This is a genomic window from Klebsiella sp. K47, from assembly GCF_051858335.1.
Lineage (GTDB): Bacteria > Pseudomonadota > Gammaproteobacteria > Enterobacterales > Enterobacteriaceae > Klebsiella > Klebsiella pneumoniae.
Genome location: NZ_JBPYUI010000014.1, coordinates 121,907 through 146,120 on the forward strand (window position 1 = coordinate 121,907; position 24,214 = coordinate 146,120).

The 24,214-nt window shown below is 53.0% G+C and carries 18 protein-coding genes and 2 pseudogenes; 8 read left to right on the forward strand and 12 right to left on the reverse strand.

Annotation, left to right across the window (positions count from 1 at the left end; translation table 11 throughout):
- Positions 1-20: 20 nt before the first annotated feature.
- From wbaP to RRF55_RS15460, 5 genes are all read right to left on the reverse strand, one after another.
- Positions 21-1,451 (reverse strand): undecaprenyl-phosphate galactose phosphotransferase WbaP, encoded by a 1,431-nt coding sequence (gene wbaP / locus RRF55_RS15440; protein ID WP_032411481.1) that lies wholly within the window; start codon positions 1,449-1,451, stop codon positions 21-23.
- Positions 1,452-1,523: 72 nt separating this feature from the next.
- Positions 1,524-3,686 carry a polysaccharide biosynthesis tyrosine autokinase gene (locus RRF55_RS15445; RefSeq protein ID WP_102007300.1) on the reverse strand — a complete coding sequence of 721 codons (2,163 nt, stop codon included), beginning with the start codon at positions 3,684-3,686 and terminating at the stop codon, positions 1,524-1,526.
- A gap of 16 nt (positions 3,687-3,702) precedes the next feature.
- Positions 3,703-4,137: an arsenate reductase/protein-tyrosine-phosphatase family protein gene (locus tag RRF55_RS15450; RefSeq protein WP_024177910.1), complete on the reverse strand. Its 435-nt coding sequence runs from the start codon at positions 4,135-4,137 to the stop codon at positions 3,703-3,705.
- A 5-nt stretch (positions 4,138-4,142) separates the two neighbouring features.
- On the reverse strand, positions 4,143-5,276 hold the full coding sequence (locus RRF55_RS15455) for a polysaccharide export protein (protein WP_049206078.1): 1,134 nt from the start codon (positions 5,274-5,276) through the stop codon (positions 4,143-4,145).
- A gap of 145 nt (positions 5,277-5,421) precedes the next feature.
- The gene (locus tag RRF55_RS15460; RefSeq protein ID WP_064153716.1) at positions 5,422-6,861 is read right to left on the reverse strand and encodes a capsule assembly Wzi family protein; all 1,440 of its coding nucleotides are present in this window, start codon (positions 6,859-6,861) and stop codon (positions 5,422-5,424) included.
- A gap of 290 nt (positions 6,862-7,151) precedes the next feature.
- On the opposite strand from RRF55_RS15460, the gene RRF55_RS15465 reads away from it, so the two are divergent.
- Positions 7,152-7,274 carry a hypothetical protein gene (locus RRF55_RS15465; protein ID WP_020324291.1) on the forward strand — a complete coding sequence of 41 codons (123 nt, stop codon included), beginning with the start codon at positions 7,152-7,154 and terminating at the stop codon, positions 7,272-7,274.
- Positions 7,275-7,820: 546 nt separating this feature from the next.
- On the opposite strand, the gene RRF55_RS15470 is transcribed toward RRF55_RS15465, so the two are convergent.
- Positions 7,821-8,450 (reverse strand): phosphatase PAP2 family protein, encoded by a 630-nt coding sequence (locus tag RRF55_RS15470; RefSeq protein ID WP_020324300.1) that lies wholly within the window; start codon positions 8,448-8,450, stop codon positions 7,821-7,823.
- A 315-nt stretch (positions 8,451-8,765) separates the two neighbouring features.
- Positions 8,766-9,738 (reverse strand): annotated as a pseudogene (galF, locus tag RRF55_RS15475) (GalU regulator GalF).
- A gap of 759 nt (positions 9,739-10,497) precedes the next feature.
- Between galF and RRF55_RS15480 the strand changes: the two are divergent.
- Positions 10,498-12,081, forward strand: coding sequence for a TerC family protein (locus RRF55_RS15480; RefSeq protein WP_064153717.1), 1,584 nt, complete (start codon positions 10,498-10,500; stop codon positions 12,079-12,081).
- Between the two features lie 536 nt (positions 12,082-12,617).
- Here the strand turns inward: RRF55_RS15480 and asmA are convergent.
- From asmA to alkA, 4 genes are all read right to left on the reverse strand, one after another.
- Complete coding sequence (gene asmA / locus RRF55_RS15485) at positions 12,618-14,465, reverse strand: outer membrane assembly protein AsmA (RefSeq protein ID WP_004180531.1); 1,848 nt, start codon at positions 14,463-14,465, stop codon at positions 12,618-12,620.
- 30 nt (positions 14,466-14,495) lie between these two features.
- A complete protein-coding gene (dcd, locus tag RRF55_RS15490) occupies positions 14,496-15,077 on the reverse strand; it encodes a dCTP deaminase (RefSeq protein WP_004151145.1) in 582 nt (193 codons plus the stop codon).
- Positions 15,078-15,167: 90 nt separating this feature from the next.
- Positions 15,168-15,809 (reverse strand): uridine kinase, encoded by a 642-nt coding sequence (gene udk / locus RRF55_RS15495; protein WP_002912442.1) that lies wholly within the window; start codon positions 15,807-15,809, stop codon positions 15,168-15,170.
- Between the two features lie 114 nt (positions 15,810-15,923).
- Entirely contained in the window at positions 15,924-16,772 is an 849-nt protein-coding gene (alkA, locus tag RRF55_RS15500; RefSeq protein WP_439419141.1) for a DNA-3-methyladenine glycosylase 2, read from the reverse strand.
- Positions 16,773-16,909: 137 nt separating this feature from the next.
- Here alkA and yegD point away from each other — a divergent pair, with 137 nt between their 5' ends.
- From yegD to RRF55_RS15525, 5 genes are all read left to right on the forward strand, one after another.
- The gene (gene yegD, locus RRF55_RS15505) at positions 16,910-18,262 is read left to right on the forward strand and encodes a molecular chaperone (RefSeq protein WP_048332203.1); all 1,353 of its coding nucleotides are present in this window, start codon (positions 16,910-16,912) and stop codon (positions 18,260-18,262) included.
- A gap of 289 nt (positions 18,263-18,551) precedes the next feature.
- The gene (locus RRF55_RS15510; protein WP_032438779.1) at positions 18,552-20,408 is read left to right on the forward strand and encodes a sensor histidine kinase; all 1,857 of its coding nucleotides are present in this window, start codon (positions 18,552-18,554) and stop codon (positions 20,406-20,408) included.
- A 14-nt stretch (positions 20,409-20,422) separates the two neighbouring features.
- Positions 20,423-21,124: a response regulator transcription factor gene (locus tag RRF55_RS15515; RefSeq protein ID WP_004899452.1), complete on the forward strand. Its 702-nt coding sequence runs from the start codon at positions 20,423-20,425 to the stop codon at positions 21,122-21,124.
- Between the two features lie 237 nt (positions 21,125-21,361).
- The gene (locus tag RRF55_RS15520) at positions 21,362-21,502 is read left to right on the forward strand and encodes a small membrane protein (RefSeq protein WP_032411492.1); all 141 of its coding nucleotides are present in this window, start codon (positions 21,362-21,364) and stop codon (positions 21,500-21,502) included.
- Between the two features lie 115 nt (positions 21,503-21,617).
- The gene (locus tag RRF55_RS15525) at positions 21,618-22,229 is read left to right on the forward strand and encodes a helix-turn-helix transcriptional regulator (protein WP_004899454.1); all 612 of its coding nucleotides are present in this window, start codon (positions 21,618-21,620) and stop codon (positions 22,227-22,229) included.
- A gap of 273 nt (positions 22,230-22,502) precedes the next feature.
- On the opposite strand, the gene RRF55_RS15530 is transcribed toward RRF55_RS15525, so the two are convergent.
- Entirely contained in the window at positions 22,503-23,777 is a 1,275-nt protein-coding gene (locus tag RRF55_RS15530) for a dicarboxylate/amino acid:cation symporter (protein ID WP_004149053.1), read from the reverse strand.
- A 300-nt stretch (positions 23,778-24,077) separates the two neighbouring features.
- On the opposite strand from RRF55_RS15530, the pseudogene RRF55_RS15535 reads away from it, so the two are divergent.
- Positions 24,078-24,214 (forward strand): annotated as a pseudogene (locus tag RRF55_RS15535) (multidrug transporter subunit MdtA); the annotation flags it as partial.

The following is a 24,214-nucleotide window of genomic DNA, read 5'->3' on the forward strand; positions in this document are numbered from 1 at the left end:
TTTTATCCAAGCATAATGAATCAGTATGCACCATCTTTTTTAAGCACTACTGTGACAGTTTTTAAAAGTATGGCTATATCATTCCACATAGACCAATTTTTAACATACCATGCGTCCAAATAAACACGGGTATCATAATCAACATCACTTCTTCCGCTAACCTGCCAAAGCCCAGTCATGCCTGGCTTACTCAAAAGATAATAATCAACTTGATCATTATACCTTTCTAATTCAGCATTAATTATTGGTCGCGGCCCAACTAAACTCATCTCTCCTTTCAAAACATTAAATAATTGAGGCAGTTCATCCAGACTAGTCTTACGCAGAAAAGCACCAATTTTTGTTATCCTAGGATCATTTTTTAATTTAAAAGTTGCATCCCACTCTTCTTTGGCTATAGGGTCATTTTTCAATAATTCATCTAATACATCCTTTGAATTAACAACCATAGACCTAAACTTGAGGCATTTAAATGTCTTTCCATTAATACCCACTCGTTCATGTCCGTAAATAGCGGGACCGCCGTCTTTTTTAACTTTCATATATATATATAAAAGAAGAGGTGATAACATCAATATTATGCAAATAGACCCGAAAATATCAAAACATCTCTTAATTATCCGAGATGACCACTTCGCCAGATTCTGTTGGACACGGAAAATCATAACTTCATGACTAAAAATGAAGGACATATCTGTACTATCCAGAGGCATCCCTCTTAACGTAGGTATTACCGAAACGTAACGATACCCTTTGATCATGAACTCGCGTAACCATTTGTTGCGAATATCACTTTGTTCAGATTCAACAGCTACGATAAATTGGGTTCGTTTATCTTTATTATTTAACCAATCGATATTTCCTATAATTATTGGAAGCTCATCAATCGTTTTACGTTGCTCTCCTTGCATTTGTTCATCAGTGACAAAACCAACTACATTTAAACCGAGATTACGCTCGCTTGAGATTGCTTTATAAGCTTCATAAGCGTTTTTCCCGCTTCCAATAATCCAAGTATCTCGCAACCATAAACCCCATTTCATCAACAACCACTTTATGGCAATACGAGCTAATGGTACGAGAAATATTGCCATAACCCACGTTAACAACCAAACATAGCGGGAGAAATACCATTTTGCAAATGCCATCACAGCCATTTCAATAACAGCAAAAATAACTAATGTTCTCAATATTTCTTTAAGCTCAAACCAAAATGTTTTACGATAGAAATAATGCCTTAATCTTATTCCATACCAAGCCACACAACAGACCCCGAGTAACCAATGAAGTGCAATCCATCCTTCTAATTGATCATTCGGAACTCGAGCATCAAAATTATTTAAAGTTAAAGACAAAATAAAAACAGAAAAATAAAGTGACAGGACAAAGCTTAAGAAGTCCGTTATCACTAATGATATACTGCAACTTATATTCTTTGTAAAGAGTGTCATAGTTACACGCCTACTTATGATGTTAATGCAAAATAGACATTATTGTGGCCATACAACGGCCACAATAATTTTTTATTTAGATTTATTATCTGTATATGAGTAGCCATATTGGCTATAGCCATAGCTATAATAGCTACTCGCTTTTTTCATTACACCATTCAAGATACACCCTTTGATAACTACGCCTGTTTGTTCGAAGCGTTTAATACTTACAGCAATTTCTTTAGCTGTATTTGCTTCAAAACGAGCTACAAGTAGAGTTGTTCCAGCATATTGCCCGATTATTGCCGCATCGGTAACAGCCAAAATTGGAGGCGTATCGACAATTACTAATTCATAGTTCTGCGATGCCCAAGATAATAGTTCCTTGAATCGAGGATGCATCAGCAACTCTGCAGGATTTGGTGGTGTTTGTCCACGACCAATATAATCAAATTCCCCCCCACTGACTCTTTCGATAATACTTTCAACTTTCGCTTGGCCAGATAAAATATCAGATAAACCTTTGACATTTTCCGAACCCAACATTTTGTGAACGTATCCTTTTCGGAGATCAGAGTCGATAAACAGAACTTTCTTTCCTGTCATCGCGATTGTAGCGGCTAAATTCGTACTTACGAATGTTTTACCCGCATTAGGACTAGCTCCAGAAATCATTAATATGTTATTTTTCGACTCCATCATTGCAAAATGAAGACTAGTTCTTAAACTTCTGATAGCTTCAACAGCCAAATCTGCTGGGTTTTCAACAGCTAACAATGTATCAGATTCATTTTTTTGTCTTTTATTTTTATTAGTGTTTTTAGTAAGCCATTCTGATACAGGGATGCTCGCGTATACATTGATTCCCATTTCTTCAAGCTGCTCAGGGGACTCGATACCTCTCCGCAAGAATACTCTGACGAAAACAAAACCTACAGAAAAGAATAACCCGATGATAATACCTAAAGCAATCACAAGAATTTTTTTAGGTTTTACCGGTTTTGGTTCAGTAATTGCATTATCAATAATACGTACGTTACCTATAGCACTAGATTTGGCAATATTTAGCTCTTGCTGTCGGCTCAGCAATTGCAAATACACAGCCCTACCGGACTCAACATCTCTGCTTAATCTCAAAACCTCTTGTTGAGTCGAGGGCATTGAGCTAACTTTCTTGTTTAATTTATTCCTCTCCGTTTGTAATGTTTGTCTTTTCTCCATTAACGCTTTATAAGTTGGATGTTCTTTCGTATATAGCTGAGAAATCTCGGCTTCTCTGAAAGTAAGTTCATTAAGTTGATTATCAACGTTTACTATCTGATCCAAAACAGATTTAGCCTCCATTGTTAAATCAACAGAGTCTTTTTGCTTACGATAGTTATTTAACTTATCCTCAGCTGCATCTAAATCAGTTCTTACCTTTGGTAATTGTTCATTCAGAAACTCAAGACTTTTTGCATCTTGCGCTGCTTGTCTTTCAACATTTTGCGCAAGATAGTTCTGAGTAATGCTACTTAAAACTTGTGATATTAAAGTCGGATTATCGCCTGTAAAAGTCAAATTTAACATCCCAGTATCTTTCCCTTGGTCTGCTACATTTAATGACTCTAACAAGTTGCTAATAGCTTTCAAACGACTTATATAGGTTATTTTGAATTGACTTCCAGGTTGGGCATCGATAGAGTCTACGAGAATTGAAACTCCCTTATCTTCCAACAGAACACCCTTTTTACCTTTTAAAGAAAATCCTTCCCCCTCAATTTCAAAATTATTCTCACCCAAGATAGTTAAAGTAACCTCAGAGGGTACATCATTACTTCCTGTATCTAAATAGAATCTTGGGACTGATATAGTCCCGGGCTCTTTACCCAGCAATCTTGCCAAACCTCGTCCAAATATCGGGAAATACTTTGGCTCGATTTCTGCTTGTAAATTTAGATCATCTACAGTTTTCCCTAATATCATTCGAGACTGAATTAATGCTATTTCAGGCGCTGACTGTGGTTGGCTATCAGGAAGCATCTGACTCAGGCTATCTAAAATGGCGTTACCTTGTTTTTGCTCAACCTGAATTAGTGCTGTTGATTGATATATTGGAGTCGCTAGTAATGCATAGAGCACTGCTATAACCGTAAAAGCTGTTGAGATAGCAATAATTAGCTTGCGATGGTCTATTAACTCACCGACAATTTTACCTAAATCGATATCATCCGATTCGGTAGGTGTTTGTTTGTTATTCGTTACCGATGCCATGCACTTTATCCTGAAGTTATTGACCCATCTTTTCTGCCCAACTGCGGCATGCTTGATTAATTAATTGGTATACTAAATCAAATGCCTCATCACTTTTGCGGTATGGATCAGGGATTTCTTTCCCTCCCATCCAGTGACCTAAAAGCATTGTCTTGCCTCTTGATTCAGGGGATATATGAGTCACTTGTTCAAGATGGTGTTTTTCCATAACCAATATTAAATCATATTGACGAGCCATAGATGACGACAGTTGTTTACCAACATGACCATCTAATGATAAATGGTATTTCTCTGCTACGGCTATTGCCGAAGGGTCAGCTGAATTCCCTATTAAGGCGCCAACACCTGCTGATGCTATCTTTTTCTTTGGCATCAGTTTTTGCAGCAATCTTTCCGCAATCGGTGAACGGCAAATGTTCCCTGTACAAATGACTAAAACTGAATTAAACATCTTTATCACCAAGTCCTTATAAACTTACCAGTTTCTGTCATATCGTGTACCCCTGTAATGGTCGGTACGAGTTGTGAAATTACTCGATTCCAACGAACCAACGGAGCTGTAGTGACATAAACAATATCATAAGGCTGTAGTTGGAACTCTGTGCCCAACACCATAGCGGATGCATCTTGTGCATTTAATTGGTAGATGTTTGCAATCTTTCCTTGTTTATCCCCTTTCAACTGCCGGATAACAAATACGCCTGTAGCATCACTCATTGCCTGTGAAATCCCTTCTGCATTACCTAATGCTTCAGCCAAAGTCATCCCACTCCGATCCATCTTCATAGTTGCTTGTTTAACTACTTCCCCCATAACAAACACTTTCAGATCATCATTTCGAGGGATAAACAAAATATCACCAGGATAAAGAAGATGGTTTTGCGACAAATCGCCTTTTTGCATTAGCGCATATAGAGAAATTTTCGTATCTTTACCGTTATGTGTTAATACAACATTGCGCCAGTCAGCATCAGGTGCCAGACCACCAGCATTATTAATTGCATCCATCACAGTTAGTGGGATATTCGTAATCGGCTGCTGGCCTGACTTCATAACTTCACCAGTAACATACGTTTTTTGCGATCTAAAGGCAGCAATACTGACATCAACTTGAGGGCTTTCGATATATGTTGTCAAGCGACTGGCAATATCCTGGCGTACCTGACTGATTGTTTTACCAGCCACCTGAACTTTACCTATATATGGATAGAATATCGTGCCGTCGGAATTAACCCAGTTACCAGTGTCGCTGGCGCTACGGTATTGGCCTGCAGGCGTTGTCAATTCCGGATGATCCCAAACAGTGACCATAAGTACATCGCCAACTCCGATGCGATATTCATAACTGCGTAGTAAATTATCCAGCTGTGGGTTTGGACGAGCGAGTACAGTCTCTGGACGGAGCTGATCGATCAGGCCTGGTGTCATTGGATACACGTTCACTAACTTATCCAGATCGTAGTCGCTGTCTGGAAGCTCAACCACGTTCTTGCGCAGACTGTTTAATCCCTGACCAGGGATGATTGTACAACCCGATAAAAACCCAATCGCCAACGCTAATGCCGAAAATCTAACAATTTTTTTCTTCATAATGTCACATCATCAGTAAATCAAAATTTGCCAATTCCTGAGCAGCTGTCATCGCCGTTGCTTACCTGCCGGCTTGTGGAGAGATAAAAACTGACTGCCTCCTGCAGCACTACCACCCTCTCTCCTCTATTTTCAGCATTCAGCCTTATAAACTAAACGGTATCTCTATCCCTGCGCTGGCCCCAACGTCATCGCTGTCGCTGTTGTTCGCGTTTGTGTACCACAAAGAGGTATTCAGACGAACAGACTGATAAACATCGCCGCTCCAGCCTAGCTGTACACCTTTCAAGATATCAGCATGGGGGAATGCTTTATTGATCGACTGGTTCTCAGGGTTAACTTTGGCGTAAACGAGGCGTGTACTCCAACGCTGGTTATCTTCGGTAATCAGCTCAACCTTCCCGGCAATGAGTTGACCATCCCCACCCATTGCATCCCCCAGTGGATACCCTTGTTGGTAATAACCATCTTTATAGATGTGGTGGGTATAGCTGTAATTGGTTCGGCTCATGTTGGTACGCGTGTCATGCGCTTCCACATACCAGTTAACCGCATCTTTGCCCCACCCATGGTGCCCTTCAACACCGCCAAGGAACATATTTGCTGAAGGAAGAAAACCAGACTCATCCTCGCCGATCATCTGCCCGTAGAAGCTCACCGGCCAGCCAAGAGTCGGCTCGAGTTTGAACTTAAAGTCAAAACCGGCCAGTTGGTTCCCTGGTTCATTGGGATCGTTTGCGGCGGTATTATCCTTGCCTGTTAAACCATCCCAGAAGTTACTGAGTGATTCAGGCCGCCCTTCCCCACCCCACTGCATAATGCGTGATGCGCCTAATTCTAAAGACTGGAATGGTGAAAAGGTAAAACGACCACCGATAATTTTGGCATGAGGCACAGCGGTATATTGATTCATCTGGCTGGCGGAGATCTGGTACTGCCATGGCCCCACCCAGCGTAACCACCAGGTCTCTGGCGCCGCCTGCTCTGCCCGCTGCATCAGGAAGCCGGTCATCGGCCGCATCGCATCCCCGCGGATGAGACTACCTTCATAGCCCGGCCCCCACCACTGCGGAACCTGACCAAAAGAGAGCCACTGGTTCCAGAACTTCACCGCGCCGTATGCGCCGTTGGCGTTGAAGCGCGATCCGTTGCTGATCCGTTCCCCTCCTTCGACGTTACCCTGCAGGTGGATATCCCACCACTCGCCGCTGTTGTTGAACGCCAGGCCTAACGAGTTATCTGCCGGCTGTGTCTGACCAAACCCCTGCGGAGTGCCCGGCTGATCGGTTGAAGTGTAGCCGGTAACCCGGAAATCCGCTTTTAAGGCAGACAGTCGCTGGTTAATACGCGCCAGCACCACTTGCTCAGAAGAATAGGACGGTTTGGCCTTTTTTAGCGCCCGGGAGATCTCTTCCTGGCTCAGCGGCCAAGTCGACAGGCTCAGATGGATGACCCCACGATCGGAAAGCCAGGCCAGGTCGTTACGCAAGTCGTTGTCATTTACCACTAACCCGGCCGCGTAAGCCTGGGCTCCCAGGGAGGAAAGCAAACCCAACGTCACGGCAATGCGCGCAATTTTTATCATTGTACAAGATCCATTTTCAGCCCCGCTGTCGTATCTCAATGAGAATGAGGGGAATACCAAGATAGAAAGCGCTCGCGGCACCAGCTGACTTCGCTGTGCAACACCGGCGAGGCAAGTACATTTACCCTAAGCTGCTTGTTAGCCTTATAACATCCACTCAGCTCACAATGTAGGCGAATTTTACCCTACAGGCTATCGATGAGACAGGAAAGTTAATGTCCAGGCGATAACAGCAGCCGCTCCTGGCCAACTTCTGAGGATATCCGTAGAAAATTGATAGATATCTATTGATGATGATCATCCTGACCGGGTCGATATTTACAGCCGTTGAAGAGAACCTCTGTGCAGCAGCAAGCGGCTTCAGCGACGCTACCGCCCCTGGCTTAACAGCTACCAGCGCACTGACTACCTGAACGGCTTAATTTTTATCGACCTGTGGATGAATAATTGGTCAGGCCATTATTTTTGGCGGCATTAAGTTTACGGGATTTCGGTCACAATTGGGAGTGTTGTTACCGAATATCTGCCAATTAATGCCGCCTGTCGTTCTACTGACAAAAAATAAGCGGGTCACCAATTAAGATTATTCACTGATTTCCAGGGTTAGAAATCTTTCCGGTACTGCTACAACATCACACATGCAGCTAACTGACTGTAATAAAACGTCTTTTTCCATAGCTCATCTTCATGCAAAAATCAGATGATGGCGTTATAGTCAACTACAATTTCTAATAGTTTCCTGTGTCTGGATATTCATTGAATGTGCATCGGGTAACGTCTCAGCGCATTTAAGAAACGTCTGATCAAAGCTATATCCAGACAAATATGCAATAACAATGTAGTAGCACTTCATTATTTCATAAATATGAATTATCAATTACCGGGTATATAGTAGATTATTTTCTTATTTGTCTAATTAACCGGCGAAAACTTAATTTCCCCTGTAAAACAAATGGCGATTACCAGGCCTGCTTGTGCAGATCGGTACGCGTAAAGGGTTTATCCAGCGGCCCCACCGCGGTGGCGATTTGTCCCAGCAGGGACTGAGTCGGCGCTTTGCTGCCGCTATGTAACAGGATAAGAGGGACCATCACCAGGCATGCGACACCGCCCCATGAGATATTCACGCTTTCCGGATCAGAGGTACGTTTTTGCAACACCAGGAACAAAGCGCTGCCAGCAGCGCCCAGCAGCAGGCCGGCAATCACTTCCGAGACGGAATGCGCATGGATGACCAGCCGCGAATAGCCCACCACGGCGGCCAGAACATAGCCGGTAATAACGGCCGCTTTACGCAGACCGACGGAGAAACGGGCGCTGAGCAGCCACAGGAAGATAGGCCAGAAGGCCGCGGAGAGCGCGGAGTGGCCGCTGAAGCCGGTGTAATCCAGTTCACGAATACCCAGACCCCAGCCCATAAAGGCCAGTTTGGAGGCGCAGACGATAGCGCCGGTGATGCCGAACAGCAAACTCCACTGCCACGCCAGCAACCGCGACGTTTTACGCAGCATCAGGACAATAAACAGCGCCGCTGCGCTGGGCAGCAAAACAGTGCTATCGCCAAAAAATGAGATGAGTTGCCAGTTCATATACCTGTGATCCTTCGATGATGTCCACTGCCGTGCTCAGGGATTATCCGTAATGTCTGTACCAGCTCGCATGCCAATTCATTTCACATTTTTATGCATGCAAGTGAGATGTTTAAAGCGGAAACATGATCGCAGTCAAGTTTTATTTTTGGCTGACGTTGACCGCTTTCCCTGCGCTTTAGGAATTGTCGCACTAAGTGACTATTCATAAAGCATTATTGCCGCTACTCCGACCATTGCACCACAGAGGCCAGAGACAAACTACCAGAAGTCTCCGAAGCCATACGTTTCTTTACAATCGTTATAACATTCGCGTTATGAATAATTTCTGCATAACGTTATGAGCGGCAGGACGAATATTCACGCCCTGCCCCCCGTACTACGCTAGCAATCAGGCCAGCATTTTTTTAATACTTTCGCGGAATTTGGCGCCTTCTTTCAGGTTACGCATGCCGTAGGTGACGAAGGCCTGCATGTAGCCCATTTTCTTCCCGCAGTCGTAGCTTTCGCCGGTCATCAGCATCGCGTCGACGGACTGCTTCTTCGCCAGTTCGGCAATGGCGTCGGTCAGCTGGATACGGCCCCATGCGCCCGGCTCGGTACGTTCCAGTTCGGCCCAGATATCCGCCGACAGCACGTAGCGCCCCACCGCCATCAGGTCGGAGTCCAGGGTCTGCGGTTCGTCCGGTTTTTCAATAAACTCAACGATACGCGCCACCTGGCCTTCAGCCACCATTGGCTCTTTGGTCTGGATGACGGAGTATTCGGAGAGATCGCCCGGCATGCGTTTCGCCAGCACCTGGCTGCGGCCGGTCTCGTTAAAGCGGGCGATCATAGCGGCGAGGTTATAGCGCAGCGGGTCAGCGGTGCCGCCGTCAAGGATGATATCCGGCAGGACCACCACAAACGGGTTGTCGCCGACTACCGGGCGGGCGCAGAGGATGGAGTGGCCCAGGCCCAGCGGCTGCGCCTGACGCACGTTCATGATGGTCACGCCCGGCGGGCAAATGGCCTGCACTTCCGCCAGCAGCTGGCGCTTCACGCGCTGTTCCAGCAGGGCTTCCAGCTCGTAGGAGGTATCGAAGTGGTTTTCCACCGCGTTCTTCGAGGAGTGCGTCACCAGAACAATCTCTTTGATCCCGGCGGCGACGATTTCGTCAACGATGTACTGAATCATTGGCTTATCAACGATCGGCAGCATCTCCTTTGGAATTGCCTTTGTGGCCGGCAGCATATGCATGCCTAGTCCTGCGACCGGAATAACCGCTTTCAAGTTCGCCATATTCATCTTCACCTGTTTGGTTGCAAAACACGCGGTTTTGCAAAATTGTACATGTCACAAATCCATTGGAACTGATAATACACGGATACTGCCCGGGCATCTGCCCGCCAAATTCTTAAATTCACTGTCACGTAAAAGAATACACACAACTCCCTTTTACCAACAGTCAGAAGTGAGAATAATCTTATTTTCGTTCAGGTTATTCAGCGGCTCGTTCCTTTGCGCCGCGCGATGTGGCTGAGAGGCCCGTCTATCGGGGTCTGTTGGCCGCCGGCCCCGCCGCGCCGCGCGTATGCCTGGAAAGAATAGATAGAGATAATAAATTTCGCCAGGCAATATATTTCAGCATAAACAGCCGGATATGACGACATATTAGCCTGAATCCGCGACGGTGAACTGCGATCCGCCCTATTCTGCACTCACTTCATAATATGAATTATGCCGGTTCTGTGAGCGGACTTCGCGCTTCGCTTCTGCTCTGCGCATCCGCGCTCGCCGTGACGAACCGCGGGAGGAAGCCCTTTTGCCGCCCTCGCTGAAACGCAGCGGAAAAAGTTCTGATATCGGCAAGCTTATTCCATGGTCGCCGCCATGGTGTTATTTTTTCACTGTTCTTTTCCGGAACATAATTCTTATCGGTTCGCTTAATCCGCTGGAAATATATCCACCCACGGCAGGGCGATATCCGCGTCGTTATTGCATTTTAGACTCATCTTATCCATGATCGTGGTAACACATACCGCAGTCGTACAGGTTTTAATACATATGGAATGGATTGCCGATCCGTCAATCTGGGCAGGTCTCGTCACGCTGGTGGTTATCGAGCTGGTGTTGGGTATCGATAACCTGGTCTTTATCGCTATCCTCGCCGAGAAGCTCCCTCCCGCCCAGCGCGACCGCGCGCGGATCACTGGCCTGATGCTGGCGATGGTCATGCGTCTTCTGCTGCTGGCCTCTATCTCCTGGCTGGTCACCCTGACCAAACCGCTGATTGTTTTTCACGACTTCAGCTTTAGCGCTCGCGATTTAATTATGCTGTTTGGCGGCCTGTTTCTGCTGTTTAAAGCGACCGTCGAGCTTAATGAGCGGCTGGAGGGGAAAGACAGCGATAACCCCACCCAGCGCAAAGGGGCGAAATTCTGGGCCGTCGTGGCGCAGATCGTGGTGCTCGACGCCATCTTCTCGCTTGACTCGGTGATCACCGCCGTCGGCATGGTCGATCACCTGGCGGTGATGATGGCAGCGGTGGTTATCGCCATCAGCCTGATGCTGATGGCCAGCAAGGCTCTGACGCGCTTCGTTAACAGCCACCCGACCATCGTGATCCTCTGTCTGAGCTTCCTGCTGATGATCGGCTTCAGCCTGATTGCTGAAGGCTTCAGCTTTATCATTCCGAAAGGCTATTTATATGCGGCCATTGGCTTCTCGGTCATGATTGAAGCGCTTAACCAGTTGGCGCAGTTTAACCGCCGTCGCTTCCTCTCCGCCAATATGACGCTGCGTCAGCGCACTACCGAAGCGGTGATGAATTTGCTGAGCGGGCAGAAAGAAAAAGCTGAACTGGATGCTGACACGGCGTCGCTGGTCGCCGATCAGGATCAACATCCACTGTTTAATCCGCAGGAACGACTGATGATTGAGCGGGTGCTGAACCTTAATCAGCGCAGCGTCAGCAGTATTATGACGTCGCGCCATGATATCGAGCGCATCAACCTCAGCGCGCCGGAGGAAGAGATCCGCAGCCTGGTGGAGAAAAATCAGCATACCCGGCTGGTGGTCACCGGCGGGAAGGATAATGAAGATCTGCTGGGGGTGGTGCATGTTATTGACCTGCTCCAGCAGTCCCTGCGCCAGGAGCCGCTGGATCTGCAGGCGCTGGTGCGTCAACCGCTGGTCTTCCCGGAGGGGCTGCCGCTCCTCTCGGCGCTCGATCAGTTCCGCCAGGCCCGCACCCATTTTGCCTTTGTGGTCGATGAGTTTGGTTCCGTCGAGGGGATTGTGACCCTCAGCGACGTGATGGAGACCATCGCCGGTAATCTGCCCAATGAGGTGGAGGAGATCGATGCCCGGCACGATATTCAGCATCATCAGGACGGTTCATGGACGGTCAATGGCCATATGCCGCTGGAGGATCTGGTGCAGTACGTTCCGCTGCCGCTGGATGATAAACGGGAGTACCACACCGTCGCCGGTCTGCTGATGGAGTATTTGCAGCATGTGCCGCAGGTGGGGGAGACCATTGAGATTGACGGTTATACGCTGCGCACGCTGCAGGTCGACAGCCATCGGGTGCAGAAGGTGCAGATCGTCCCGCCGGTAAAGCAGGATGAGCTGGATTATGAGGTGTAATCGTCAGGCATAAAACGGCCCGGGTTACCCCGGGCCGTAAAATTGATAGCCAGGTATCCTGTTTAATGCCTGATGGCGCTGCGCTTATCAGGCCTACGGGATGGCGAACTAATCGGGGGATGACACCCACCGTATAATCCAGACCGGGTCAGGCGTAGCTGCCACACTGCCTGATGGCGCTGCGCTTACCAGGCCTACGGGATGGCGAACTAATCGGGGTATGACACCCACCGTATAATCCAGGCCGGGTCAGGCGTAGCCGCCACACTGCCTGATGGCGCTTCGCTTATCAGGCCTACGGGATGGCGAACTAATCGGGGGATGACACCCTCCGTATAATCCAGGCCGGGTCAGGCGTAGATGCCACACTGCCTGATGGCGCTGCGCTTATCAGGCCTACATTAAGTGGCGACGCAAACGGATGATATTGCGCACATCCCAGGCCGGGTCAGGCGCAGCCGCCACCCGGCATCATTGTGACATTACGCTTTGACGATAAACACAGCCCGGAAACTTCCGGGCCGCGGTGGTAGGAATTACAGCTTATCGAGCAGCTTTTTGGCATCGTTGCCGTCTTTGCTGCCTTTATTACGCTCAACCCAGTCGTTGAGGCGCTGCTTCGCTTCATCCTGCAGCTGTTTGCGCAAGATCTGGTCGACCTGCAGACTGTAGCTCAGCGACTGCCATTCGCCGTAGATGCGCAGCGGGATAGCGGTCTGTTTCAGGCGGTCGATAAGCTTGCCCTCCCCTTTCCAGCCGCCGAGCACGCGCACGTTGAAGCGCATATCGCAGTTCTCTTTCTGCAGATCGAGCTGTCCTTCGCCGGTCATCGCCATCACGTCGGACTGTCCCTGCAGGCGGTTCAGCGTCACCAGCCCGTTATCCAGCGTCAGCCGGCTGCTCACGGAATCCAGGCGGGTGGCATTGTCGTAATTTTCCTGCGCCCGCACGTTGGTGCTGCGTTCCACGGCCTGCTGCACCAGCTGCTGGAAGTTCAGCCCTTCGGTGCGGGTATCGGCCATCTGGAGCTGAGCCTGTCCCTGCCAGTGGCGACGGAAATCATCGGCGTCAATGCGCGTTCCGGAAAATTCGCCGCTCAGCGACAGCTTGCCGGTCAGGTTTAAGGAATAGTTAAAGGCTTTGATCAGCGAACCGATCTCAACATTCTGCAGCGCCGGCTGGAACGTCGCCAGCGGCGTGTCGCCGCGGGCATCCAGGGTGCCAGGGAGAGAGAGCTGCCCGCCGTCAAGATTGCCCTGCATTTTGCTGACCGTCAGCAGCCCCTGCTGGTTGCTGATTTCGCTCTGCACCTGGGTGAAGTTCAGACCGCGCCACTGCAGCTGGTCGGCGCTCAGGGCCATTCGGCCGTTGAAGCCGCGCAGGCTCTGGTAATCTTCGCGCTCATCGCTGTCGGCGATCACCGGGCGCAGCGGTCGCGTCTGACTCTGGCCCTGCTGACTGGCGCTACTGTCCGTCGCCGGCGACCTTTGCGCCAGCAGACTATCGAGATCGAGAGTGGTGGCGTGCAGATCCAATGACCAGTCCGGGCGATCCCCCAGCACCACGCTGCCGCTGCCGGTAACGGTGCTGCGGTTAGCCATCAGATTCAGGTTGTCAAAACGCAGGGTCTTGTCATCTTCCTGCCAGCTGGCCTGCAGACTCCCCTGACCATTAATGCCGTCCGGTGGGAGCTCGGCGCCGCGCAGCTGCCAGCTAAGCTGGGTAAAGTCGGCTTTTAAGGAGTGCGGATAATCGCCGCCCTGCACGGTGGCGGAGAAGTTCAGCGCCAGGTCGCGCTGGTCGCGGTTCACCCGGCCGGAGAAATCCACGGTGGCCCGGTGATTCTCATCCTGCTCCATCTGCAGACGGATATCGCGCACGGTCACCTGCTCGCCGTTCTCATGCTGGAAGAAGAGCACGCTGTCGGCCACCTGCAGCTGACGCACATCGTAGGACCATCCGCGATCCTCCGGGGCCAGCGGCAGGGTGTTATCATGCGGCACCACTGGCGCTGAGCTGTCGCGAACCGCCTCGGTTTTCGGGGTCAGCTGGATCACCGCGCCCTTGAGCATGACCTGCTTCACCTGCAGCTGATGCGAGAGCAGCGGCAGCAGCGCCACGTCGAGGCGCATATTGTCGGCGCGGATCACCGGCTCTTCGGCGCCTCTGGCGGTCAGCGTCATCCGTCCGCTGAGAATGCTGAGCTGCGGCCAGACGTGCCAGCGCAGCGGGCCATCAAGGTCAAGCTGATAACCGCTGCGCTCTGCCACCTCATGCACCATATAGGCGCGAAAATCGTTGGGATTGACCAGCAATACCAACGAGGTAAGCCCGGCGACAATGACCGCCAGCAGGATCATCAGCGTTGTCAGTATTCGTCTCATGGCACCCTCAGCAACACCCCGTTGACGTTATCAATCCTTGTCGATTCGGCTCGCCACCGCACCCTGCTGGTCGCGATATTTGGCGTCTTCACGGCGGTTATACGGCCGGGCCGCCGGGCCCGATAACGGTTCAAAGCTCAGCGCGCCGATGGGCATCCCCGGGCGCAGCGCCAGCGGCAGCTTGCCGGAGTTGTAGAACTCAAGCACGATGCAGCCGGACCAGCCTGGATCGATACGGTGCGCGGTAACGTGCACCATCAGCCCCAGGCGCGCCAGCGAGGAGCGTCCGTCCAGCCAGCCTACCAGGTCGGCAGGCAGGGTGACAGACTCGTAGGTCACCGCCAGCGCCAGTTCGCCCGGATGCAGGAAAAAGGCCTCCCCTTCCGGCAGGACGATCTCTTCGCTCATCACGCGGTCCAGCGCGGCGCTGACCTCGGCCTTCGGGCCGCTTAAATCGATAAACGGCGCCGTGTGGCCACGGAAGGTGCGAAATTTATTACCCAGCCGTACATCAACCGTCGCGCCATTAATACGCTCAACGGGCGGACGCGGATTGATGGCGAGTCGCCCTTCATCCAACCAGGCTTCGATATCTCGGTCACACAGACGCATGGGCTTTCTCCTTATAAGGCTGCTTCCCGCACGCTTCGCGGCGGAGAGGGCAACAGGGCTACTCTTTGCACGTTACACAATTCGGCCAGGTTATTCAAAGAACTGACTGATTTTGGCCTTCAGAATATCAATAGCGATGCGGTTTTTGCCGCCGCGCGGCACGATGATGTCGGCATACTGCTTCGACGGTTCAATAAACTGCAGGAACATCGGGCGCACGGTTTTCTGATACTGGGCCATCACCGAGTCCATGGAGCGGCCGCGCTCGTTAACGTCGCGCTTAATACGGCGCATCAGGCAAATATCGAGAGGGGTGTCGACGAAAATAGAGAAGTTGAGCTCGTTACGCAGGCGCGCATCGGTCAGCAGCAGGATCCCTTCAAGGATAATCACCTTCTTCGGCTCGACGTGAATGGTGTTCGGCGTGCGGGTATGCTCGACGTAGCTATAGACCGGCAGTTCAATCGGCTGGCCGCTTTTCAGCATCTGCAAATGCTGGAACAACAGACTGTGGTCCATTGAGCTCGGGTGGTCATAGTTGGTTTTGACGCGCTCTTCCATCGACAGATGGCTTTGATCTTTGTAATAGCTGTCTTCCGGAATGACGCCAATATGTTCGTCGCCAACTTGTTCACGCAATTCGCGATAGAGAGTACTGGCGATAAGACTTTTGCCAGAAGCCGATGCGCCGGCGATGCCTACAATGACGCACTGATGGGACATATCAGTCATAAATTTTTGCGACCTGATTAACCTGGATAGAGATGGAGGGTGGCGGCGGACCGCCAAACGCGGCAATTATAGGGATTTCAGCGTCCCGATACCAGTGGTATGCGCCCCGGACGGCTATTCCGCCGCCGGGATCCAGTCATCGGTATACCAGATATGCAACAGCGCATACGATCGCATCGGCTGCCAGCGACGGGCATAGCGAGCGATGGCGGCCGGGGTCATTCCCGGAAAGCGCTGTTTAATCAGGTAATCATCCGGCAAAAAGATATCTTTCGCCTGCCAGCCGCGCAGAGCAAAGTAGTTTGCCGTCCAGCGGCCAATCCCGGGCATGCTCTGCAGTTGACGCAGCCCGGCGTCAATGTCCGCTGGCGCCTTCAGGGGCAGCTCGCCGCTGAGCGCCGCCCGGGCGAGGTGGATCAGCGCCTCCGCGCGCCGAAGCGGCATTCCCAGTGCCTTCAGCGCCTGCGGGTCGGCCCGGGACAGCGCCTCTGGCGTCGGAAATAACACATAGCCGGGCGCCTCCGCCAGCGGTTCTCCCCAGCCAGCCGCCACTTTGGCGGTGAGCCGGGCGGCCATCGCCACGCTCACCAGCTGGCCCAGCACCGCGCGCACCGCCTGCTCGAAGGCATCCAGCGCCCCCGGCAGGCGCAGCCCCGACCGCGCCTCGGCCAGAGGGCCCAACGCCCCGGCGACCTGCCGCGGGTCGCAGGCTAAATCAAACAGCTGGCCAATTCGCGCATAGCAGATCTCCGCCACCGGTTGCAGCCCCGGGGAGAGGGTCACCCGCAGGCCCTGCGCCTCCTCGTCCGGTGCCAGATGAATCAGCCCGCGATGCCCTTCAACGCCAAAGCTGCGACTATAGCCTCCTTCATCAAAGCGCTCGACGCCGGCGACGGCACGCGCCTGCAGAAAACCAACCATCCACGCCCAGTCGTAAGGCGGGGTCCAGGGTAACAGCACCATAAGCTCTCCTTTATATAGCGTTACAATGATAGTCGCCCTTGACCGTCAGCGCCTTGCTTTTAAATTCCAGTTGTCGGCTTGGCGACGATCCGCTAAAGTCGCCCCCCTTCTTCACCGGCATGGGGATTTTGCAGACGATGTTTATTGGTTTTGACTACGGCACCGCCAACTGTTCGGTGGCCTTGATGCGGGAAAACACCCCTCAGCTGTTGACACTGGAAAACGGCAGCGCCCTGCTGCCCTCGATGCTCTGCGCGCCAACGCGCGAAGCGGTCAGCGAGTGGCTCTATCGCCATCATGATGTCCCCACCCACAGCGACGAAAACCAGGCGCTGCTGCGTCGGGCCATCGCCGCCAACCGCGACGAAGACATCGAGGTGCTGCGCAACAGCGTGCAGTTCGGTCTCGCCTCCCTGCATCAGTATGTTGAAGATCCGGAAGAGGTCTACTTCGTTAAATCGCCAAAATCCTTCCTCGGCGCCAGCGGGCTGAAGCCGCAGCAGGTGGCCCTGTTTGAAGACCTGGTCTGCGCCATGATGCTGCACATCAAACTGCAGGCCGAAAGCCAGCTTCCCGAGCAGATCGACCAGGCGGTGATTGGCCGACCGATTAACTTCCAGGGCCTCGGCGGCGACGACGCGAACGCCCAGGCGCAGGGGATCCTTGAGCGGGCGGCTCTCCGCGCCGGTTTCCGCGATGTGGTTTTCCAGTTTGAACCGGTTGCCGCCGGGCTCGATTTTGAAGCGACCCTCAATGAAGAAAAGCGGGTGCTGGTCGTCGATATCGGCGGTGGGACCACCGACTGTTCCTTGCTATTGATGGGCCCGCAGTGGCGGGAGCGCGCCGACCGCCAGCAGAGCCTGCTCGGCCACAGCGGCTGCCGCATCGGCGGTAACGACCTCGACATTGCCCTGGCCTTCAAATGCCTGATGCCCCTCCTCGGCATGGGCGGCGAAACGGAGAAAGGCACCGCGCTGCCGATCCTTCCGTGGTGGAACGCGGTGGCCATCAACGACGTGCCGGCGCAGAGCGATTTCTACAGCACCGCCAACGGCCGTCTGCTTAACGATCTGCTGCGCAGCGCCCGGGATGCCGACAAGGTGGCTCTGCTGCTGAAGGTCTGGCGCCAGCGTCTCAGCTATCGTCTGGTGCGCAGCGCCGAAGAGAGCAAAATCGCCCTCTCCAGCGCCGCCAGCGTCGAAACCGCGCTGCCGTTTATTCAGGACGAGCTGGCCACCGCCATCGCCCAGCAGGGTCTGGAAGCCGCGCTGGATCAACCGTTGACCCGCATTATGGAACAGGTGCAGCTCGCGCTCGACAGCAGCCAGACCACCCCGGACGTGATCTATCTTACCGGCGGCAGTGCCCGCTCGCCGCTGATCAAAAAGGCGCTGACCGCCCAGTTGCCGGGGATTCCGCTGGCCGGTGGCGATGATTTTGGCTCGGTAACCGCCGGGCTGGCCCGCTGGGCGCAGGTGGTTTTCCGCTAACCCCAGCCCACCGCCGCCGCGCAGCAGGTCTGTCCTGATCCTGCCGATGCAGATTACGCTGGAATATTCCTGGTCTCCCACGCAAAATGGCCTGTTCGTCCGGACAGGCCTGTCCACTTTTCCCCCCTTCCGGGGGCGTATTATCCATACCGTAGCCAGACGTCTGCGGTCAGTAATCTTTGCATGCCGCAAGGGGGCGTGATTGAAAAGGGTGTCTGCGATCTTCGCGGCGGTCCGGCGTTGCCGGCCGCAGTTCCTGGCAGGCTGGCTGCTCAGCTGTGGATTATTCTTGCTGCTGGTCGCCCCGCAGGCTCAGGCGGCGACGCGCCAGGTGGGCATAGATATTCCGGTCCAGTGGTACGCGGACGCCAGCGGCCAGATGACCATCGATCGCTTCGCCGCCCTGCCCATCTACCAGCTCGCCACCACCCGGCAGATCCCCTCCTTTGGTTATTCGCGAAAAACCTGGTGGCTGCGCAGCGAACTGCCGGGAACGTGGTTTGCCGGGGAGCCGCGCTGGCTGCAGCTGGGCCCCTCTTTTGTCGACCATCTGACTATTTACTACCGGCCTCTGGGCAGCGATGCCCCCTGGGCACAGCGCACCTTTGGCGACCGCGACGGCGCCCGCGAGAGCGACCTGCACTGCCGCGAAAGCGTGCTGATCCTCCCCCCGCCGCCGACCGCCGCCGGCTATGAGGTGGTCTTTCGCCTGCAGAGCACCAGCACTCTGATCCTGCTGGCCTCGCTCTCTTCGCCGCAGGAATTTGTACAGCGGGCGACCGCCGACACCGCGTTCTGGAGCTTCTATTTCGGCCTGGCCGCTGTCGCCAGCGGCGTGGCGCTGTGGCTGGCGCTGGCCCTGCGCCGGCGTCTGCTGTGGGGCATCTGTCTTTTCTCGCTCAATTATCCGCTGGTGGCCGCCCTGCACGGCTTCCCGGAGTGGTTTTTCGGCCACGCGGCGCTGCCGCTCCAGGACTTCATGATCAGCAGCCTCTCCCTGTTCAGCTATGCTACCGCCCTCTGGCTGCACAGCGAGATTTTTGATTTGAAGAAGAATATGCCGCGGCTTCATCAGCTACTGATCGCCGCGGTGGTGCTCAACCTGGTGCTGCAGGTCAGTATTCCGCTCGGGTTTTACGGCTTCGCGATGCAGATTGAAGGGGTAGTATTCATCATTATCACCCCGGTGCTGCTGTTCACCTCCTGGTGGCTGTGGCGCAAAAAAGCTATCGACCGTACCACCCTGCTGCTGGGTCTGCTGCCGCCGTTCTATGTCGTCGCCGCGGTGCTGGTGCAGTTGTCGATCCATGGGATTATCCCGTTCCATATGGCGATCTTTTCCCTCTGGCAGTACGCGCTGATCGTCCACATCATTACGGTGCTGATCATTGCCATCCTGCGGGTGCGTGCTGAAAACCGCCAGCTGGAGCAGAAGCAGCGCCTGGCGCGCGAACTGCAGATTGAGCGTGAAGCCAGCTTCCACCAGCGGCAGTTTATGGGCATGGTGGCGCACGAATTCCGCACCCCGTTGGCGGTGATCCAGGCGGCGCTGGAGAATCTTCGCCTCTCGGCGGCCTCGACCAGCCAGGAGGCGCGCTTCGATCGCATCGGCCGCGCCGCCACCCGCCTGGTGCAGCTCACCGATAACTGCCTTGCCGACGCCCGGCTCGCCTCCCACGATCTGCACGTCGAGCGCCAGCAGACCGCCCTGCTGACGGTAATCAACATGGCCGCCTCGGTAGTGGCTATCTCCCATGATCACTACCTGAACATCCGCCAGCACGGCGCGGTGGAAAGCCCGCAGCTGCAGGCCGATGCCGGCCTGCTGTGCATCGCTATCGCTAATCTGCTGGATAACGCCGTCAAGTATTCGCCCCCCGGTGAAATCGCCATCGATATTCATTCCGATGCCGGGCAAACGGAGCTGCGCATTCGCGACCACGGCCCGGGACTCCCCGCCGGACAGGCGGAACTGATCTTTGAGCGCTACCGCCGCGGCGAGCACACATCGCCGGTGCCAGGCGGCACCGGTCTCGGACTGTATGTTGCGCGTCAGATAGTGCAGGCTCATGATGGCAAACTGTGGCTGGCCGAGCATGGCCCGGACGGCTGCACCTTTATTCTCACCCTCCCCACGGTTGCTTAAGAGGAGAACGACGTATGGCTTTACGGCTGGCGATAATTGAAGATAACGCCGATCTGCTGGATGAACTGCTGGCCTGGCTGGGCTATCGCGGCTTCGAGGTGTGGGGGACGCGCAGCGCCGAAGCCTTCTGGCGGCAACTGCACAGCCATCCGGTGGATATCGTGCTGGTTGATATCGGCCTGCCCGGCGAGGATGGCTTCAGCGTACTGAACTATCTGCATGAGCTGGGGCACTACGGTCTGGTGGTGGTCAGCGCCCGCGGTCAGCAACAGGATAAACTGCAGGCGCTGAGCCTTGGGGCCGATGCCTATCTGATCAAACCGGTAAACTTCGCCCATCTTGCCGAGACCCTCACCGCCCTCGGCGCGCGCCTGCGCCAGGACCGTCCGGCGGCTCCGCCTGCGGAGGCGATCGGCACGCCGCCGGCCGTCTCCCCCGGCAGCTGGCGTCTGCAAGAGGATAAACTGATTTCACCCGACGCCCGGACGCTGGAATTAACCCAGCAGGAATATCGCCTGGTCCAGCTCCTGATGCGCAATCGCAACGAAGTGTGCAGCAAACTGGATCTCCATGCCTGCCTGTTTTCCCATGAAAGCGAGCCTGACCTGCACCGGATCGACGTGGTGGTTAGCCGCCTGCGTCACAAGGCACGCCAGCAGGGGATCCACCTGCCCGTTCGCGCAATCTTTGGTAAGGGACTGGCCTTTATTTCCTGAACGACGGGGCGCGTCGGCGGCCGTGCGGGATATAAAAAACTCGTAAGTGTTAATTTTTCTCGTTTTCTGAGAGAAATGAGAGGAATGAGACTGACGATGACCTTAAGAACTTTCTTATAGTGCTAGCACATCAGGATGATGGCGTAAGATTTTCACGGGACAGAAAAGCATATAACAAAACGTATTAGCCGTTCGCGGCAAATTCTGACACCATGCAACACAATCAGGGTAAAAACGATGGCCATGCAAACGTGGTTAGTTTTATTGCTATGCATTTTTTTCTTCAGCATCTCTGTATACAGTTTTATTTCCTATCTGAAAGACAGGAGGCGGCTGAAATTGACTTTTAACGATAAGCGTTCGATGCGTCGTAAATAATTCACTTTAAAATAATAAAAAATTATTGTAGGTACTTTTATATCTTCAACACACCGCATACGCCCGGAGGATTTGTCACAGCATGGCGTTATGTTTTGCGTAAGGAAATAACGCCATGAGAAACATTAATGTCACCATCAACACCCGCAACGCCTTTGTCCGTGAATCGCTGGTAGCCATGGTCAATGACCTCACCCGGGGCGATCTGCGGGCGCGTTTTTCCTGGCATAACACCGATCTGTCAGCTGAAGATATCATTATCTGCGAAGTGATCCCCGGGGAAATATACCTGTGTAATACCCTGATTAAGAACAGAAAAAGAGGAAGCTCGCTGATTATCCTCCATAGCTATGACCAGCTGCCGGAAGATGAGTTCATGATTAACTGCCTGAAAGGGGTCATTTTTGTTTCGCTAAAAACGGCCAGTATTCCGCAATTGCTGACGATCATTAAAAGCGAGCTCCAGCATTGTATGACCCCCACGGCTACCGACGCCGCAGGCCGGGAACTCAGCTGCGCCAGCTGTCCGCATCGCGTGTTATCGCGATCGCAGACCGCCGTAGTGCACGGTATTCTCGAAGGGCTGGATATGAGTAAAATCGCCGCCCTGCAGCGTGTGAGTCCCCGCACCGCCGCCTATCATAAGAATAAGATCATGGAAAAATACAGCCTGAATAATAATCATGAATTTTTCCAGTTTATGAATCTTTTACGTGAGCGCTGGTAGGCAAACAGCAGCACAAAAAAAATAAGATATTGACCTGGCTATATTGTCGGAAATCCGAAAATAGCCGCAGGATGCTAAAAAATATCCAGCGCTGGCGGACATAACGTTAAACTCTGACGCTTCCTCGGTATAAAGACGTTACCGCCCGTCTTTATATAATAAAAAACACGCTACACGAGGAAAACTGATACTTCGTCACATTGCCCCTGACGTGCCTGTCAGGGGTCTTTTTTCCGTGTGGAATAGCGCCCTCAGTGAAAGGGCGCGGCAGGATCAGGCTTCCGCTTTCTCCACTTCCCAGTCCGGCTGCGCTTCCTCGTCGGTCAGCAACCCTTCATTTTTCGACAGCATCGCGGTGGCGATGCCATTACCCAGCACGTTGATGGCAGAGCGCCCCATGTCGAGGAAATGGTCGATACCCATCAGCAGCAGGATCCCGGCGACCGGTATATTGAAGCTGGGGATCGTCGCCGCCAGCACCACCAGCGCCGAACGCGGCACCCCGGCGATACCTTTCGAGGCCAGCATCAGGGTCAGCATCATGACCGTAATCTCGCTAAAGCTCAGCGGCACGTTATAGGCCTGGGCGATAAACATCGCGGCGAAGGAGCAGTAGACCATCGAGCCAACGAGGTTGAACGAATAGCCAATCGGCAGGACGAACGAGACGATATTGCGCGAGCAGCCAAACTTCACCAGTCGCTCGAGGGTCTTCGGATAGGCCGCTTCCGAGCTGCTGGTGGTAAAGGCCACCAGCACCGGATCTTTCAGCATGTTCAGCAGGCGGAAAACCTCTTTTTTCAGCACCATATAGCCGACGGCAATCAGCACCGCGCTGGTCAACAGCACCGCCAGGTAGTAGCCGCCGATGAACGAAGCATAGTTGAGCAGGATCCCCAGCCCCTGGGAGGCAATCACCGACGAGATGGCGGCGAAGATGGCCAGCGGCGCAACGTACATCACATAGCCCGTCACCTTCAGCATAATGTGCGACACCACGTTAAGGGCCGCCACCAGCGGAGCATTAAACTTCTCCCCCAGCGACGCGCCGGCGATGCCGAAGAACATCGAGAACACTACGATCTGCAGGATCTCGTTGTTGGCCATCGCCTCGGTGATGCTGGTGGGGATAGTGTGCGACAGGAATCCTTTCAGGCTCATGCCGCTGACCGCCAGGCCGGTATCCACCGCCTCTTTCGGCACCGCCAGGTTTAACCCGGCGCCCGGGTGCTGGAAGGTGACGATCACCAGCCCGACGAGAATGGATAATACCGAGGAGGTGATGAACCAGACCATCGCCTTCCCGCCTACCCGGCCGATGGTCGCCGTCTCGCCGAGGCGCATAATGCCGACCGTCAGGGTGCTGAACACCAACGGCGCGATGACCATTTTGATCAACCGCAGAAACAGATCGGTGAGCAGCGTAATATTGTCCGCCCAGGCGGAGACGGTGGTTGGCGTCGCGTAGGCATGGATAGCCGCGCCGGAGAGGATCCCCATCAGCATAAAAATGACGATGAAGAGCGTGAGTTTGTTTGCGTTTGCCACAGCAATGACCCCTGATTATTTAACACGTTGATTTTTAAGTGCATATTTTATTATTATGAGAATGCACTGATTTATTCACCGCATAAATCTAATTAAAGCCCCCGCGGATACAACTATTTTTTGCTTTTTTAAACTAAAAGTTGATATCACCCCGGATATCGGCCGCGGGAGCGCCCGGCGTCGCGGCGGTTATCCAGACATTTCTCAACCTTCTTTTCATAATTCCTCCATTTTTACGGCCCCTTCCCTCACTAAACTAGTATCATTCAGCGAAACGCTTCAGGATGAGACCGTAAACTAATGAAAGGCAGTAACATACGTCGTTGGGGCGCCGCGCTGGCGGTAGTGATTATCGCCGGGGCCGCCTACTGGTTCTGGCACGATCGCGGGACGAGCGGCAGCGGGGCTCCCGCCGCCGGACAGGGCCCGCAGGGGCC